Origin of the sequence: Aeribacillus pallidus (assembly GCF_050478865.1) — a bacterium.
In the GTDB taxonomy this organism is placed as follows: domain Bacteria; phylum Bacillota; class Bacilli; order Bacillales; family JACDOC01; genus JACDOC01.
This window is the reverse complement of record NZ_JBCNBW010000016.1, coordinates 1-14832: the sequence shown is the minus strand read 5'-3', so window position 1 is coordinate 14832 and position 14832 is coordinate 1. Positions and strand designations below refer to the sequence as shown.

12 protein-coding genes, 1 pseudogene and 2 other annotated features (1 of these 15 only partly in view) are annotated in these 14832 nt (G+C 39.5%); of the genes and pseudogenes, 1 reads left to right on the top strand and 12 read right to left on the bottom strand.

Translation table 11 applies throughout. The annotated features are described in order from the left end of the window. Positions 1-183: a binding site (T-box leader), on the bottom strand (it extends 42 nt beyond the left edge of the window). 45 nt (positions 184-228) lie between these two features. The 12 genes from gltX to ABES52_RS03800 all read right to left on the bottom strand — a co-directional run bounded on the left by gltX (position 229) and on the right by ABES52_RS03800 (position 13736). Continuing rightward, a complete protein-coding gene (gene gltX, locus ABES52_RS03855; RefSeq protein WP_429649120.1) occupies positions 229-1686 on the bottom strand; it encodes a glutamate--tRNA ligase in 1458 nt (485 codons plus the stop codon). 96 nt (positions 1687-1782) lie between these two features. Next, positions 1783-2268 (bottom strand): 2-C-methyl-D-erythritol 2,4-cyclodiphosphate synthase, encoded by a 486-nt coding sequence (gene ispF, locus ABES52_RS03850; protein WP_429649118.1) that lies wholly within the window; start codon positions 2266-2268, stop codon positions 1783-1785. A 57-nt stretch (positions 2269-2325) separates the two neighbouring features. Then, the gene (ispD, locus tag ABES52_RS03845) at positions 2326-3012 is read right to left on the bottom strand and encodes a 2-C-methyl-D-erythritol 4-phosphate cytidylyltransferase (RefSeq protein WP_429649116.1); all 687 of its coding nucleotides are present in this window, start codon (positions 3010-3012) and stop codon (positions 2326-2328) included. Between the two features lie 27 nt (positions 3013-3039). Continuing rightward, positions 3040-4125, bottom strand: a complete 1086-nt coding sequence (locus ABES52_RS03840; protein ID WP_429649114.1) for a PIN/TRAM domain-containing protein — start codon at positions 4123-4125, stop codon at positions 3040-3042. A 219-nt stretch (positions 4126-4344) separates the two neighbouring features. Then, on the bottom strand, positions 4345-5412 hold the full coding sequence (gene disA, locus ABES52_RS03835) for a DNA integrity scanning diadenylate cyclase DisA (RefSeq protein WP_429649113.1): 1068 nt from the start codon (positions 5410-5412) through the stop codon (positions 4345-4347). A 3-nt stretch (positions 5413-5415) separates the two neighbouring features. After that, positions 5416-6789: a DNA repair protein RadA gene (gene radA / locus ABES52_RS03830; RefSeq protein WP_429649111.1), complete on the bottom strand. Its 1374-nt coding sequence runs from the start codon at positions 6787-6789 to the stop codon at positions 5416-5418. A gap of 86 nt (positions 6790-6875) precedes the next feature. Then, complete coding sequence (gene clpC, locus ABES52_RS03825) at positions 6876-9317, bottom strand: ATP-dependent protease ATP-binding subunit ClpC (protein ID WP_429649109.1); 2442 nt, start codon at positions 9315-9317, stop codon at positions 6876-6878. A 23-nt stretch (positions 9318-9340) separates the two neighbouring features. Beyond that, positions 9341-10411, bottom strand: coding sequence for a protein-arginine kinase McsB (mcsB, locus tag ABES52_RS03820; protein WP_429649107.1), 1071 nt, complete (start codon positions 10409-10411; stop codon positions 9341-9343). Between the two features lie 2 nt (positions 10412-10413). Further along, on the bottom strand, positions 10414-10947 hold the full coding sequence (gene mcsA / locus ABES52_RS03815; protein ID WP_488168054.1) for a protein-arginine kinase activator protein McsA: 534 nt from the start codon (positions 10945-10947) through the stop codon (positions 10414-10416). A gap of 17 nt (positions 10948-10964) precedes the next feature. Beyond that, complete coding sequence (locus ABES52_RS03810) at positions 10965-11429, bottom strand: CtsR family transcriptional regulator (protein WP_429649103.1); 465 nt, start codon at positions 11427-11429, stop codon at positions 10965-10967. A gap of 200 nt (positions 11430-11629) precedes the next feature. Then, on the bottom strand, positions 11630-12493 hold the full coding sequence (locus tag ABES52_RS03805) for a LysM peptidoglycan-binding domain-containing protein (protein WP_429649101.1): 864 nt from the start codon (positions 12491-12493) through the stop codon (positions 11630-11632). A gap of 172 nt (positions 12494-12665) precedes the next feature. Next, positions 12666-13736 (bottom strand): branched-chain amino acid aminotransferase, encoded by a 1071-nt coding sequence (locus tag ABES52_RS03800; RefSeq protein WP_429649244.1) that lies wholly within the window; start codon positions 13734-13736, stop codon positions 12666-12668. 269 nt (positions 13737-14005) lie between these two features. Further along, positions 14006-14253: a binding site (T-box leader), on the bottom strand. Between the two features lie 148 nt (positions 14254-14401). Between ABES52_RS03800 and ABES52_RS03795 the strand changes: the two are divergent. Continuing rightward, positions 14402-14739: pseudogene (locus ABES52_RS03795) on the top strand (group II intron maturase-specific domain-containing protein); the annotation flags it as partial. Between the last annotated feature and the right edge of the window lie 93 nt (positions 14740-14832).

Here is a 14832-nt window from a genome sequence, read left to right as displayed (position 1 = left end):
AATTAAAACCGTGCCTCAACTCGGTCATGATAACGGAGTATTCCGCCTCCATCTACTCGATGTCCTTTCGATGAAGGGCTCCGGGGTGCATTTCAAAAAACGAGAGGCTTAAACCACTTTCAGCCGGTGGTGGTTCTCTCTGGAAAGCGTCGTTTTCCTACTTCTCCCCGTCAACACTTTGCCGATATTCCCTTGTTACTCTTACTATATTACAAAAACCCAATTTTGTTAACTAATTAAGCCTTGTAAACGTTTCGTTACTTTTTCTTTCCCTAAAAGGGCAATCGCGTTTGGTAATTCCGGTCCATGTGTTTGACCAGTTACAGCGACGCGAATTGGCATGAATAGTTTTTTCCCTTTATGACCAGTAGCTTTTTGAACTCTTTTAATCGCTGCTTTAATTTCAGCCGCTTCAAATGTTTCTAATGCTTCTACTTCTTGTAAAAACGCTGAAAGAACTTCAGGAACTTGCTCTTCTGCTAGTACAGCCTTCGCTTCTTCATCGTAGGAAAGCTCGTCCTTAAAGAACATACTTGATAATTCTACAATCTCTGCCCCGTAGCTCATTTGTTCTTGATAAAGAGCGATTAATTGGCGTACCCATTCTTTTTCTTCGTCCGTTAGTGTTTCGCTTACACGACCTGCTTTTTGAAGATGTGGAAGTGCTAGTTTAACCACTTCTTCAAGTTCAAGTTTTTTCATATATTGGTTGTTCATCCATGTTAGCTTCTGTTTATCAAAAACAGCTGGCGATTTAGACAGACGATCCGCATCAAAAATTTCAATGAATTCTTCTTTACTGAAAATCTCTTCTTCGCCTTTTGGAGACCAACCAAGTAACGCGATGAAGTTAAAGAGCGCCTCTGGTAAATAGCCGAGCTCTTCATATTGTTCGATAAATTGAATAATCGTTTCGTCACGCTTACTTAACTTTTTACGATTTTCATTAACGATTAGCGTCATATGACCATACTTCGGTGGCTCCCAACCGAACGCTTCAAAAATCATTAACTGTTTCGGTGTATTAGAAATATGGTCATCCCCGCGAAGAACGTGGGAAATTTTCATTAAATGGTCGTCGATAGCAACAGCAAAGTTATATGTTGGGGTACCATCTTTTTTCACAATGACAAAATCACCGATACCATCTGATTCAAACGAAACGGTTCCTTTTACCATATCATCAAACGAATATACTTTTCCTTCTGGTACACGGAAACGAATGCTTGGTTGACGACCTTCTTTTTCTAACTCCGCTTGTTGTTCTGGTGTTAAATGGCGGCACTTTCCTGAATAACGTGGCATTTCTCCACGAGCTAGTTGTGCTTCCCGTTCTGCTTCAAGCTCCTCTTCCGTACAATAACATTTGTACGCAAGTCCTCGTGCAAGTAAGTCTTCGTAATATTCTTTATATATATGATTCCGTTCCGATTGACGATAAGGACCGTATTCGCCACCTACATCAATACTTTCATCCCAATCAATACCAAGCCATTTTAAGTATTTTAACTGGCTTTGCTCGCCGCCTTCAATGTTACGCTTTTTATCCGTATCTTCAATCCGGATAATGAATTTTCCACCTTGATTACGCGCAAACAAATAGTTAAATAACGCCGTACGCGCATTACCGATATGTAAATGTCCTGTTGGGCTTGGCGCATAACGGACACGAATTTCATTTGCCATAGTCGATTGCCTCCTCACAAATTTCTCACCACTAGTTTACGTTCGCTCATCTTCTGAACCATTGTATCACTATCAACGAATGGAATAAAGTCTCTCCTACTTTTCCCCTACTTGCTGCAATAAAATACTTACTTGTGCTGCAATTCCTTCACCACGACCTGTAAACCCAAGCTTTTCAGTCGTTGTTGCTTTCACATTGACTTGATCTATCGTACCGTTTAATAAACGGGCGATGTGCGCTCGCATTTGTTCAATGTAAGGTGCCATTTTCGGTTTTTGAGCGATGATTGTACAATCAACGTTCACCAATGAAAACCCTTTGGACTCAACTAAATTCCAAACATGTTGAAGTAAAACACTGGAATCCGCATCTTTGTATTTTTCGTCCGTATCCGGAAAATGCTTACCAATGTCCCCTTCACCGATTGCACCTAAACAAGCGTCGGCTACTGCATGTAATAACACATCAGCATCCGAATGTCCTAATAATCCTTTTTCATAAGGAATCGTAATCCCACCAATAATGAGGGGTCGTCCTTCCACTAGTTGATGTACGTCAAATCCTTGTCCTATCCGAAACATGTTTTTTGCTCCTTTTTCTTTTTGTTCAAACGTCAGGTAACGAATGGGGAAAGGAGGTTACTTTTCCTTTCTTTTCTCTAAAATCGCTTTAGCAAAGTACAAATCTTCTGGAGTCGTCAGTTTTATATTATCGTAATCTCCTTCAACAATGGCAACAGGATAATGTAAACGCTCCACTAAACTGGCATCGTCTGTACCTACGTATTGTTCTTCTTCCGCTCGTCGGTGTGCCTCTATTAAGATAGACATACGAAAAGCTTGTGGAGTTTGCACCGACCACAAGCTAGATCGTTCGATCGTTTCAACGACTTGGCCATCCATTCCTTTTTTGATTGTATCTTTGACAGGAACGGCCACGATGGCAGCACCTTTATCTTCCGCTTCTTGAACTAGTGCAGCAATAGTTTTATGTTGAATAAACGGACGAGCACCATCGTGTACAAGAATAATTCCATCTTCGCCAACGACTTTTAACGCTTCATACACACTATGTTGGCGCTCTTTTCCACCGTATACGAATCGAATTACTTTACGAATATTGTACCGTTGTAATAACTGACGGAAATACACTTCGTCGTTTGGATGAATCGCTAAAATGATGCCTTCACAATATACATCTTGCTCAAACACGCGTAAGGTATGCACAATAATTGGCAACCCTTCCAGTTCTAAAAATAATTTGTTCTTTCCTGCTCCCATTCGTTTGCCTTGACCTGCCGCTGGAATCACCACTCGATACGTCATAAGCAAACTCCTATTCTCAACAAGATGTTATAATGCTTTTTCTAACAATTTCGGTTTAGCAAATATCATGCGACCTGCCGACGTTTGAAGCACACTTGTTACTAGTACTTCAATATGCTTCCCTATATAATTTTTTCCTTCCTCGACAACGATCATTGTTCCATCATCTAAATATGCAACACCTTGATTGTGCTCTTTTCCATCTTTAATCACTTGCACCGTTAGTTCTTCGCCAGGAAGGACGACAGGTTTGACCGCATTGGAAAGATCGTTAATATTTAATACGGATACGTTTTGTAGCTCACATACTTTATTTAAATTAAAATCGTTCGTCACGACAACACCATTCATGATCTTTGCGAGTTTCACCAGCTTACTATCAACTTCTTGAAGGTCTTCAAAGTCTCCTTCGTATATTTGAACTTCAATCGAAAGCTCTTTTTGAATGCGATTTAAAATATCCAGCCCTCGACGACCTCTGTTCCGTTTTAACACATCTGAGGAATCGGCGATATGTTGCAGTTCTTCTAGCACGAATTGAGGGATGACAATGACACCTTCAAGAAACCCTGTCTGGCAAATATCAGCGATACGACCATCAATAATCACACTTGTATCTAAAATTTTATATTTTTTCGTAGAAGTGTCCATCTCTTCAGATTCCTTTTTCTTATTACGAGTAGGGAGGGAGAATAAATTGATTAATTCATCTCGCTTTTTAAACCCTACTTGGAATCCAACATATCCGAGTAATAACGTTAATAAAATCGGGACAACCGTATTCACAATTGGGATTTGCATTCCAGTGAACGGGAGTCCTAATAAAAAGGCAACAATTAATCCAGATACAAGACCGAGCGTACCAAATAATAAATCGGTAACAGGAGCCTTTACTAACGAATCTTCAAACCATTTGACAAAATCAACAACGTAATCAACCGCCCAAAAAGTTAGAAGATAAAAAATGATAGCACCTAAAATGGCCGTTACATATGTGTTATTAATTAATAAAACATTGTATAACGGTGTAAACAATAACAAATCTGGAATAAGAAAAATACCAAGAGTCCCACCTAAAATGAGGAAACAGGCTTGCACAATTCGTTTTAACATACCCTCACCTCCTTGTAATTCATTATAAACATTTTTTGTCATTTGAAACCTCAAATCCAATAATATTTTATGAATGTAATAAAAAAGAAATATTTTTGTGATATAAGGTTTGAATGTTATATTTCAAGTCGTAGTATTTTAGAGTACCACCACCATGAACTGAAGTCAAATTTTTAAATTTTATATTTTAACATAAACCATCTATATTGACAACACATCTCATAGTTGACGGTCCGCAAACGTTTGATCTTTAATTAGCTTTAACCCTTCTTTTATTTTTCGTGCTCGAACTTCTCCAATCCCTTCGACATCATCTAATTCTTCTACGGTTGCTTGCAAAATGTTCGGTAAGCTTTTTAATTTGGTGACTAAGTTTTCAATAATAATTGTTGGTAGCCGAGGGATTTTGTTTAACAACCGATACCCTCTAGGAGCAATCGATTGGTCTAACGGTACGTAGCCTTGATATCCAAGTAGTTTTAATAACACATGATCATCTATCATTTCCGATTTGGCCAGTTCTTGAAAACGGGTTAGTAGTTTGTATGATTGTACATTTCGGTCAAAAGCGTAATCTCGTATCACATGCATGGCTTCTTCTTCTAAATCAACTAACAATTCGTTCATCTGTAATCGTATTAATCGCCCTTCGGTTCCTAGTTCATTTAAATAGCAATTGAGTTCGTTTTTAATGCGTAACACCATCTCAAAGCGGTGTAACACTTGCAACAAATCGCTATAAGTTACTAACTCTTCAAATTCTAATACCGATAAATTAGAAATGCTTTGATCAAGGACTACTTTGTATTTTTCTAAAGTTTGAATGGCTTGGTTTGCTTTTGTTAAAATGACACCTATTTCTCTTAACGCATAACGAAAGTTTCCTTGATATAAAGTTATCACGTTACGTCGTTGAGATATTGCAATAACTAGAGCATTTGTTTGTTTTGCGACCCGATCGGCTGTGCGATGTCTCATCCCCGTCTCCGTCGAAGGGATTGACGGATCTGGAACTAATTGAGCGTTAGCAATTAATATTTTATCTCCCGTCTCATTTAATATAATGGCGCCATCCATTTTTGCTAACTCGTATAAGAAATTGGGGGAAAACGGACAATTAATGTGAAAGCCACCATCAACGACGGATGTTACTTTTTCGTTATATCCTAGTACAATCAGTCCCCCTGTATTCGCACGTAACACATTGTCAATTCCTTCGCGTAATGGCGTACCAGGTGCGACTAGCTGTAGCACATCCGACATATCCCCAAGCCTTTTTTCATCCATAATTTAGCCTCCTAACGTGTATTCCAACGCTTCTACGATGGTGGATACACCGATCACTTGCACCCCTTTTGGTATCGTCCACCCACCTAAATTATTTTGCGGTACGATAATACGATCAAACCCCAGTTTAGCTGCTTCTTGAACCCGTTGTTCGATTCGAGAAACTCGGCGAATCTCACCAGTCAAACCTACTTCCCCAATAATACAATCTTTGGCTCGTGTCGGTTGATCACGGAAGCTGGAGACAATGCTTACGGCAATCGCTAAGTCGATGGCTGGTTCATCTAACTTTAACCCACCTGCTACTTTTAAATACGCATCTTGCTGTTGAAGAAGCATTCCAACCCGCTTCTCAAGTACCGCCATAATTAAGGACACTCGGTTATGATCAATCCCTGTTGCCATTCGCTTCGGGTTATGAAAACTCGTTGGTGCAATTAAAGCTTGTATTTCTACTAATACTGGACGCGTTCCTTCCATTGAAGCGACTACGGTCGAACCAGCAGCTCCATGGGATCGTTCTTCTAAAAAGATTTCCGATGGGTTCTCCACTTCGTCAAGACCAAACTCTTTCATTTCAAAAATCCCCATCTCATTCGTTGAACCAAACCGGTTTTTAACAGCCCGAAGTATTCGATACGAATGGTGCCGTTCTCCTTCAAAATACAACACGGTATCAACCATATGTTCCAAAAGCTTCGGTCCGGCAATGGATCCCTCTTTAGTAACATGTCCAACAATAAAAATAGCAATTCCTTTCGTTTTAGCAATTCGCATAAGCTCGGCTGTACATTCTCTTACTTGGGACACACTCCCTGGTGCAGAGGTGACATCCGGATGATAGATTGTTTGAATTGAATCGATAATTACAAAAGATGGTACCATTTCTTCTATTGTATGAAGGATTGTTTCTAAATTCGTTTCCGAAAACACATAAAGTTCATCAGCATGAATATTTAATCGATTCGCTCTTAATTTTGTTTGTTTGACTGATTCTTCTCCAGAAATGTAAAGCACTTTCTGTTGTTTACTTGCCAATTGGGATGAAACTTGTAACAACAATGTCGATTTTCCAATACCGGGATCGCCCCCAATTAGAACAAGGGAACCTGGAACAACACCGCCCCCTAATACTCGATTGAGCTCCTTTAAATCGGTTTGGATGCGCGGTTCTTCTACTGTTTCGATCGTTTTAATGGAAACGGCTTTGGCAGTCGAAGTAGAAGGAGTATGTAAAAAAGTACCTTTTTTCCGTCCAACAATTTCAACTTCCTCTACCATTTGGTTCCATGCCCCACATCCAGGGCAACGTCCCATCCACTTTGGGGATTCATAACCGCATGATTGACACATAAATTTTGTTTTTTTCTTTGCCATGGTTTTCTCCTCTCTATTGAAATTGTTACCAATAAAAAGAAAAGGGGGACACGTTCCGTTTGTTGACGTGAACCCCCTACATGCCATTACGACACGGAACCAGTTGTTTCCGCTGTTCTTACGACAAATTCCCCATTTTCAACATCGATTACCACATGTTGACCGGTAAGCACCGTTCCTTTTAACAACTCTTCAGAAAGACGGTCTTCCACATGTTTTTGAATGGCACGACGGAGCGGGCGAGCACCGTATTCTAAATCAAACCCTTCTTCCGCTAATTTTTCTTTCGCCGCATCCGTGATTTCTAATTCAATGTTTTGCTCTTTTAATCGTTTTGTTAATTGATCGGCCATCAGTGTGACGATTTGTTTTAAATGTTCTTTCTCAAGTGAATGGAAGACGATAATTTCGTCAATCCGGTTCAAGAACTCAGGACGGAACGCTTTTTTCAGCTCTTCCATCACTTTTCCTTTCATATCATTATATTTTTGATTGTTATCTTGAATATTGAAGCCAACATATTTATTTCGTTTTAGCGCATCTGCACCAACGTTGGATGTCATAATGACAATCGTATTTCGGAAGTCAACCGTTCTACCTTTTGAATCCGTTAGGCGACCATCTTCTAGTACTTGAAGTAAAATATTGAACACATCTGGATGAGCTTTCTCTATTTCATCAAGTAAGACAACAGAATATGGCTTTCTACGCACTTTTTCGGTTAACTGACCGCCTTCTTCATATCCGACGTAACCAGGAGGTGAACCAACTAAGCGAGAAGTTGAATGTTTCTCCATGTACTCGGACATGTCAATCCGAATCATCGCATCTTCATCACCAAACATTGCTTCCGCTAATGCACGAGCTAATTCTGTTTTACCAACCCCTGTTGGCCCCAAGAAGATAAAGGAACCGATTGGTCGCTTTGGATCTTTTAATCCCGCGCGTGCCCGGCGAACAGCTTTCGCTACTGCTTTTACAGCCTCCTCTTGACCAATAATACGCGAATGTAAAATTTCCTCTAAATTCAATAATTTTTCTGTTTCTGTTTGAGCTAATTTCGATACTGGCACTCCTGTCCAGCTAGAGACAACGCTCGCAATATCTTCAACGGTTACTTCGTTATTTTCTTGTCCTTGTTTTTCTTTCCAAGATTTTTTCGTTTCTTCTAATTCTTCGCGTAATTTTTGTTCGGCATCTCGTAGTGAAGCCGCCTTTTCAAATTCTTGACTTTGAACGGCTGCGTCTTTTTCTTTCCGAATTTCCTCTAACTTCGCTTCGAGCTCTTTTAAGTTTGGTGGTGTTGTAAAGGAACGTAAACGAACTTTGGAACCCGCTTCATCAATTAAGTCGATCGCTTTGTCTGGCAAGAAACGATCGGTAATGTAACGATCGGACAATTTAACCGCTGCTTCAATCGCTTCATCGGTAATGGATACGCGATGATGTGCTTCATAACGATCACGTAAGCCTTTTAAAATTTGGATAGACTCTTCAATAGTTGGTTCATCCACTTGAATCGGTTGGAAACGGCGTTCAAGAGCAGCGTCTTTTTCGATATATTTGCGATATTCATCTAATGTTGTTGCTCCGATACATTGTAATTCGCCACGTGCTAGGGCTGGTTTTAAAATATTAGATGCATCAATGGCTCCTTCCGCACCACCAGCTCCAATTAACGTATGCAACTCATCAATGAATAAAATGATATTTCCCGCTTGACGAATTTCGTCCATCACTTTCTTTAAGCGATCTTCGAATTCCCCACGATATTTTGTACCAGCAACAACTGTACCCATATCAAGAACCATAACCCGTTTATCACGTAACGTTTCTGGTACTTCATTATTGACAATTTGTTGGGCGAGTCCTTCAGCAATGGCTGTTTTACCGACACCAGGTTCACCAATTAACACCGGATTGTTTTTCGTACGGCGACTGAGCACTTCAATGACACGTTGAATCTCTTTACTACGCCCAATAACCGGGTCTAACCCACCTTCGCGAGCAATGGCAGTTAAGTCTCGAGCAAGGCTATCTAGTGTCGGGGTATTCACATGAGAAGTCGTATTTCCGTGATGACCGCTTGCCTCATTGCTTCCGAGTAATTGTAACACTTGTTGACGAGCTTTATTCAGACTTACCCCTAAGTTACTTAGGACTCGAGCTGCTACTCCTTCTCCTTCACGAATTAATCCGAGTAGAATGTGCTCCGTTCCAACATAGGAATGACCTAATTTACGTGCTTCATCCATGGATAACTCAATAACTTTCTTTGCTCGAGGGGTATAGTGAGTCGTTTGGGCTGAACTTTGTCCTGTCCCGATTAAATTTTCGACTTCTTTTTGTATTTTTTCTGGACTAAGACCTAAGCCGAACAACGCTTTTGCGGCAATACCTTCTCCTTCACGAACTAACCCGAGCAAAATATGTTCAGTCCCAATATTGCTATGACCTAAACGAATGGCTTCTTCTTGAGCTAATGCTAATACTTTTTGAGCTCTTTCAGTAAATCGACCAAACATCATTAGACAACGACCTCCTATCTCATTTATTTATTGGTTTCTAATTGTAGTCTTTCCCGTATTAATGCCGCTCTACGTATATCTCGTTCTTCTGGTCGAAGCGGACCACCTGCGTACTGTTGTAAAAAGTTCGGCTGAGTTAACACCATTAGCTCATTTAAAATATGTTTAGAAACATTTTTAATCATTCCCAAGTCAATGCCTAATCGTACATCAGACAGACATTTCGCTGCTTCTTTCGATTCGATAATTCGACTATGAGCTAAAACTCCATAAGAACGAAAGACACGGTCTTCTAACTGAATCCCCGAAGTTTTGACAAGAGATTCTCTAGCTGCCTTTTCTTGCTCAATAATTTGCTTCACAATACCTGTTAGGTCCTCAACCATATCTTCTTCAGATTTTCCTAATGTAATCTGGTTGGAGATTTGAAAAATATTTCCTAACGCTTCTGTTCCTTCGCCATAAATACCACGGACAACTAATCCTAGTTGATTAAGAGCTGGAATAATTTTATTGATTTGTCTTGTTATTACTAGTCCTGGTAAATGGACCATCACTGATGCGCGTAAGCCTGTACCTACATTCGTTGGACAGCTCGTTAAGTACCCTTTTTCTTCATCATATGCGTAATCAACTTGTTCCTCTAGCCAATCGTCAATAATATTTGCATTTTTTAATGCTTGACCAAGCTGTAATCCAGGTAAAATACATTGTATGCGAATATGATCCTCTTCATTAATCATGACGCTAATATCTTCATCTTCTGATAAAATAACCGCCCCATACGGAGACTCTTCAGCTAAGTTAGGACTAATGAGATGCTTTTCCACTAATACCCGCTTTTGTAACGGTTGAAGCTCTTCCATTTTTAAAAGTTCAAAATTTTTAATCATACGTTTATCGTAAGAGAGTAAAATGTTCGCCACTTGATTAACAACTTTTTCAGCTTCATCTTTATTAAAAACAGTTGGGAACGAAACATCTTTTAAGTTTCTGGCTAAACGAACTCTTGACGATAACACGATTTCTGATTCGGGTCCTTCTTTTCTCATCCATGAACTTACGGCTTGGTTAATAAAGTTTTCTAGAGACATCTTTATTCTCCTCCCTCTAATTGTTTTTCGAGAGAGCGAATTTCATCGCGAACGATTGCTGCTTTTTCAAATTCTTCCTTTGCAATTAGTTCATTCATTTGTCCTTTTAGTTGCTCAATCTTTTTCTTTATTTGAATGTTTCCACCAGAACGCTTTGGCACTTTTCCATGGTGGACAACATTGCCGCTATGCACCCGCTTTAACAATGGATTTAAATGATGGCGAAATGCATCGTAGCACGAAGCACAACCAAATTTTCCTATTTTCAAAAATTGCTGAACCGTCATGTTACATCTTGGACAATGCATGACATGTTCATGTTGAAATGGATCGTGCTTAGCTTGTTGAAAAACAGAATCTACATTAAAAAGCCCAGCAAGCAAATTGTTAAAGGAGAAATTTTGTGGCGAGAACATAAACATTTCCCCTTTTTCTTGGGCACATGTTTCGCACAGATGAAATTCTGTTTTTTCTCCGTTAATTATTTTTGTAAAATGGAGGGTTGCTGGTCTTTCATGGCATTCTTGACATAACATATAAGTCACCTCTCCACTTAAGTTTTATATTTTAAAGTCGTTAACATCGCCTTCAGCATGCGAGCACGTAACTCATCTCGATGCGGCAAATCAATATATAATACCGTTCGATCCATGATGCTCGACATAATTTTCGCTTCCCTTTCGGATATAACCCCTTCTTCCAACAACCGATCAATCACATTAAGCGCACTTGACTGCGATATTCGATTCTTGACGAGTGACAGCAATTCGTCAATGAGATGGGCTTGGTCGTGAGTTTTAACTTTAATGATTCGGATATAACCACCACCGCCACGTTTACTTTCAACGATATACCCTTTTTCAATGGTAAAACGCGTATTAATGACATAGTTAATTTGTGACGGGACACATTGAAACTTATCTGCAATTTCACTTCTTTTAATTTCAACAATTTCTTCTTTGCTTTTTTCTAAAACGCGTTTTAAGTATTTTTCAATGATGTCAGAAATATTCCTCACCAAACCCCTCCTTCCCTTGACTTTGACTATCTTTGACTATAATTATAATGATTGTTTCTACCTATGGCAAATCATTTGCATTAGTATTATTTCCAATGACATACGAATGAAAACATAGGATTCAGGGCGCATTTTTTACATCTAAAAAAAAATCCCCTTGGTGTACATCATTCTTTCGATAACACCAAAGGGATTCTATTTTATATATGATATTCAATAAGTGCACCATTCGTAAATTTAATAATTAGCTCTTGTCCAGAAAGAGACTGATACGTTTCTGCTTGTCCGTATGGCACTTTTAGAGATACCGCTTCATCGCCAATCATAAACTCCACCGTAAACGAATCAACAGCACCGATACAACGAGCGGAAATGACGTTGATATCCTTCTTTTTAATGGTCAATTTTTGACCAATTAAGACAAGGTCATGGTATAAGTTGTTATCTTTTTTCAATTGCTCAACAGTTACACCAAATCGCTTGGCAATTCCCCATAGCGTATCTCCCGCTACCACGGTATACGTTCCTTCTTCGTAATTCCATGCTTGAATCCGTAGTTGTTCTTCTTTTTTCAGTACTTCTTCATCATGATATTCAAGAGGAAGTTCTAGTAATTGTCCAGGATATATCCGGTCATTTTTTAATCCGTTCGCCTTTTGTAATATTTCTACCGGTATCCCTGTCTGTTTAAAAATTCTCCAAAGAGTGTCCCCTTTTTGGACTTGGTAAACGTGACCGTTTTTGGCTAATGATTTGACAATCGATTCTTTTGGTACATAAAGATGTTGACCGACATAAATCATATCGGAGGTTAAGTTGTTTATTTCCTTTAATTGTTTGACGGTCGTATCAAATTTTTTCGACAGTCGATAAAGCGTATCCCCTTTTTGGACACGATATACATCCGTTTGAGCAGCGGCTGATGAGTTATTAACTAACATGCTGCTAACAGAAATACTTGTTGCAAGAGCATATCCAACTATCGCCCGTTTTCGTTGTTTGTACTTCTTTTTACGCTCTTCGGCGATACGCTCTTTTCTTGATTTTGTAATTTTTTCTTTCATATCCATAGTTCCCCCGCAATTCTACAATATTCCTAACCAAATAGAACATTCGTGGGGAACATAAGTTTTAAGGTGTAATAGGGAGAAAAATAAATACTATTTCCTATAAAAAAGAGCCTTGTATAGACGAAAGGCTGATCTTATATAGACTTTTATCCTAAAACATAATTCATTATTCAATAACCATCGTCCAGCCGTACCGATCCTGTTCTTTTCCGTACTGGATATTCGTGATGGTCTTGTAAATTCGTTCGGAAAGGTCACCTGTTTGACAATCGTTAATCAACATACGCTCGTTATTCCAATTTAACTCCCCAACTGGTGAAATAACCGCCGCCGTTCCTGTTCCGAATACTTCCTCCAATTCACCATTGAGGTATGCTTGGCGAATTTGTTTCATAGAAATACGCTCTTCTCTGACAGGAACGCCCCAATCGTGTAACAATTCAATTACGGAGTCCCTCGTTACACCTGGTAAGATGCTTCCGTTTAATTTTGGTGTCCAAACTTCTCCATTGATTTTAAAAAAGATGTTCATACTGCCGACTTCTTCAATGTATGTCTTCTCTTTCGCATCTAACCAAAGAACTTGATTGTATCCGAGTTGGGCCGCTTTTTGCTGGGCAAGAAGACTGGCTGCATAGTTACCAGACGTTTTTACATGACCGACTCCCCCTTCAACGGCACGAACAAATTCACTTTCTACATAAATTTTTATCGGAGACAGTTGGTCTCCATAGTAAGCTCCCACAGGCGATAAAATAATTAACAACGTATACGTTTTGGACGGCCGAACACCTAAATAAGGTTCCGTTGCAAAAATTAATGGTCTGATGTATAAGGATGTCCCTTTTTCGGATGGAACCCAATCCTTTTCAATTTGAATTAATTGCTGCAAACCTTCTAAGACCAATTCTTCGTCAATCGACGGGATACACATCCGTCGACACGATTCATTCAGACGACGAATATTTTTCTCAGGACGAAATAATAAAATGTTTCCATTTTCTAACCGATAAGCTTTTAGCCCTTCAAAAATTGCTTGGCCGTAATGAAAAACTAAAGCTGAAGGTTCTAGCGTTAACGGTTCGTATGGGACAATTCGCGGGGAATGCCAACCATGCTCTGGATCATAGTCCATTCGAAACATATGGTCTGTAAAGTATTGACCAAACCCTAATGTAGATGCTTCTGGCTTCTCCTTCTTCACTTCTGCTTGCACAAACTCGATTACTTGATTCATCATGCTGACCTCTCCATTCTCATTAGGATTTTTTTAGGTGAAAGAGCTATTCCATTTACTCTCTTTCCTATAGAGTAAACTTCCATCAGTAGGGAGTGTTTCATCCCAACTGATGGTTAGTTGAACCAATAGGGCCTTTACGGGTAGATAATCACCCACCTATCTTCTTTGTTCACTCAGGTTTTAGAGGTGGGGATCTTACTGGCCGTTAAGTGTCGGACAAAAACAAAAAACTCGCCTCGATTGATGCACACACTTGGCACATCAATTGCTGAGGCGAGACTTCGCGGTACCACTCAACTTCTCTGCCATCCTCGCGGAAAGCAGACTCATGAAGTCAATGACTGACTTCTCTTGATAACGGAAGAACCGTTGCTTTATACTTTGACCAATGTCATTTCTAAAGCAAAGCTCCAAGGTGACTTCGCTCGAGAGATAACGTCCATCCTTTCAGCCTACGGGATGGCTCTCTTTTCTCGTTAGAGCTCTCGGCTACTCTCCTTTTCATCACTGATCATATGTAATTTATTAGATGATTTTGAAAAGATTGTAACCACTTTTACTAGTTTAGTCAATATATATTTTTGATTTTTAAAAATATTTTTTAAGTTATGGTGCTATTGAAAATTGGGTGAGAACTGTTGATTTTTTGTTCGGTTTGGTAGGAGAAACGAATCGAGAAACTAAACCGTTATATGATAGGATGGTGTGGATACTTTGCTTAGCAGATACCCCTAGTCCTTTCAAAGAATTAGATAGCTGGATAAGGCGAAGACTCCGGATGTGCTTATGGAAAGAATGGAAACTACCGAAAACAAGAGTGAAGAATCTCATTCGTCTAGGAGTTCCATCTCATAAGGCATACGAATGGGGGAACACAAGAAAGAAATACTGGAGAATAGCCAATAGTCCAATACTACACAAAACCCTTGGCAATTCCTATTGGGAAAGCCAAGGGCTGAAAAGTCTATATCGAAGATATGAATTTCTACGTCAGACTTAATTGAACCGCCGTATACCGAACGGTACGTACGGTGGTGTGAGAGGACGAGGGCTAGTCACCCTCTCCTACTCGATTGCCTGGCAGCGTCCTACT

Bases quoted from the DNA above. Each gene is read 5' to 3' on its own strand.
- gltX (WP_429649120.1), bottom strand. From the start codon at position 1,686: ATGGCAAATGAAATTCGTGTCCGTTATGCGCCAAGCCCAACAGGACAT.
- ispF (WP_429649118.1), bottom strand. From the start codon at position 2,268: ATGTTTCGGATAGGACAAGGATTTGACGTACATCAACTAGTGGAAGGA.
- ispD (WP_429649116.1), bottom strand. From the start codon at position 3,012: ATGACGTATCGAGTGGTGATTCCAGCGGCAGGTCAAGGCAAACGAATG.
- ABES52_RS03840 (WP_429649114.1), bottom strand. From the start codon at position 4,125: ATGTTAAAACGAATTGTGCAAGCCTGTTTCCTCATTTTAGGTGGGACT.
- disA (WP_429649113.1), bottom strand. From the start codon at position 5,412: ATGGATGAAAAAAGGCTTGGGGATATGTCGGATGTGCTACAGCTAGTC.
- radA (WP_429649111.1), bottom strand. From the start codon at position 6,789: ATGGCAAAGAAAAAAACAAAATTTATGTGTCAATCATGCGGTTATGAA.
- clpC (WP_429649109.1), bottom strand. From the start codon at position 9,317: ATGATGTTTGGTCGATTTACTGAAAGAGCTCAAAAAGTATTAGCATTA.
- mcsB (WP_429649107.1), bottom strand. From the start codon at position 10,411: ATGTCTCTAGAAAACTTTATTAACCAAGCCGTAAGTTCATGGATGAGA.
- mcsA (WP_488168054.1), bottom strand. From the start codon at position 10,947: ATGTTATGTCAAGAATGCCATGAAAGACCAGCAACCCTCCATTTTACA.
- ABES52_RS03805 (WP_429649101.1), bottom strand. From the start codon at position 12,493: ATGAAAGAAAAAATTACAAAATCAAGAAAAGAGCGTATCGCCGAAGAG.
- ABES52_RS03800 (WP_429649244.1), bottom strand. From the start codon at position 13,736: ATGAATCAAGTAATCGAGTTTGTGCAAGCAGAAGTGAAGAAGGAGAAG.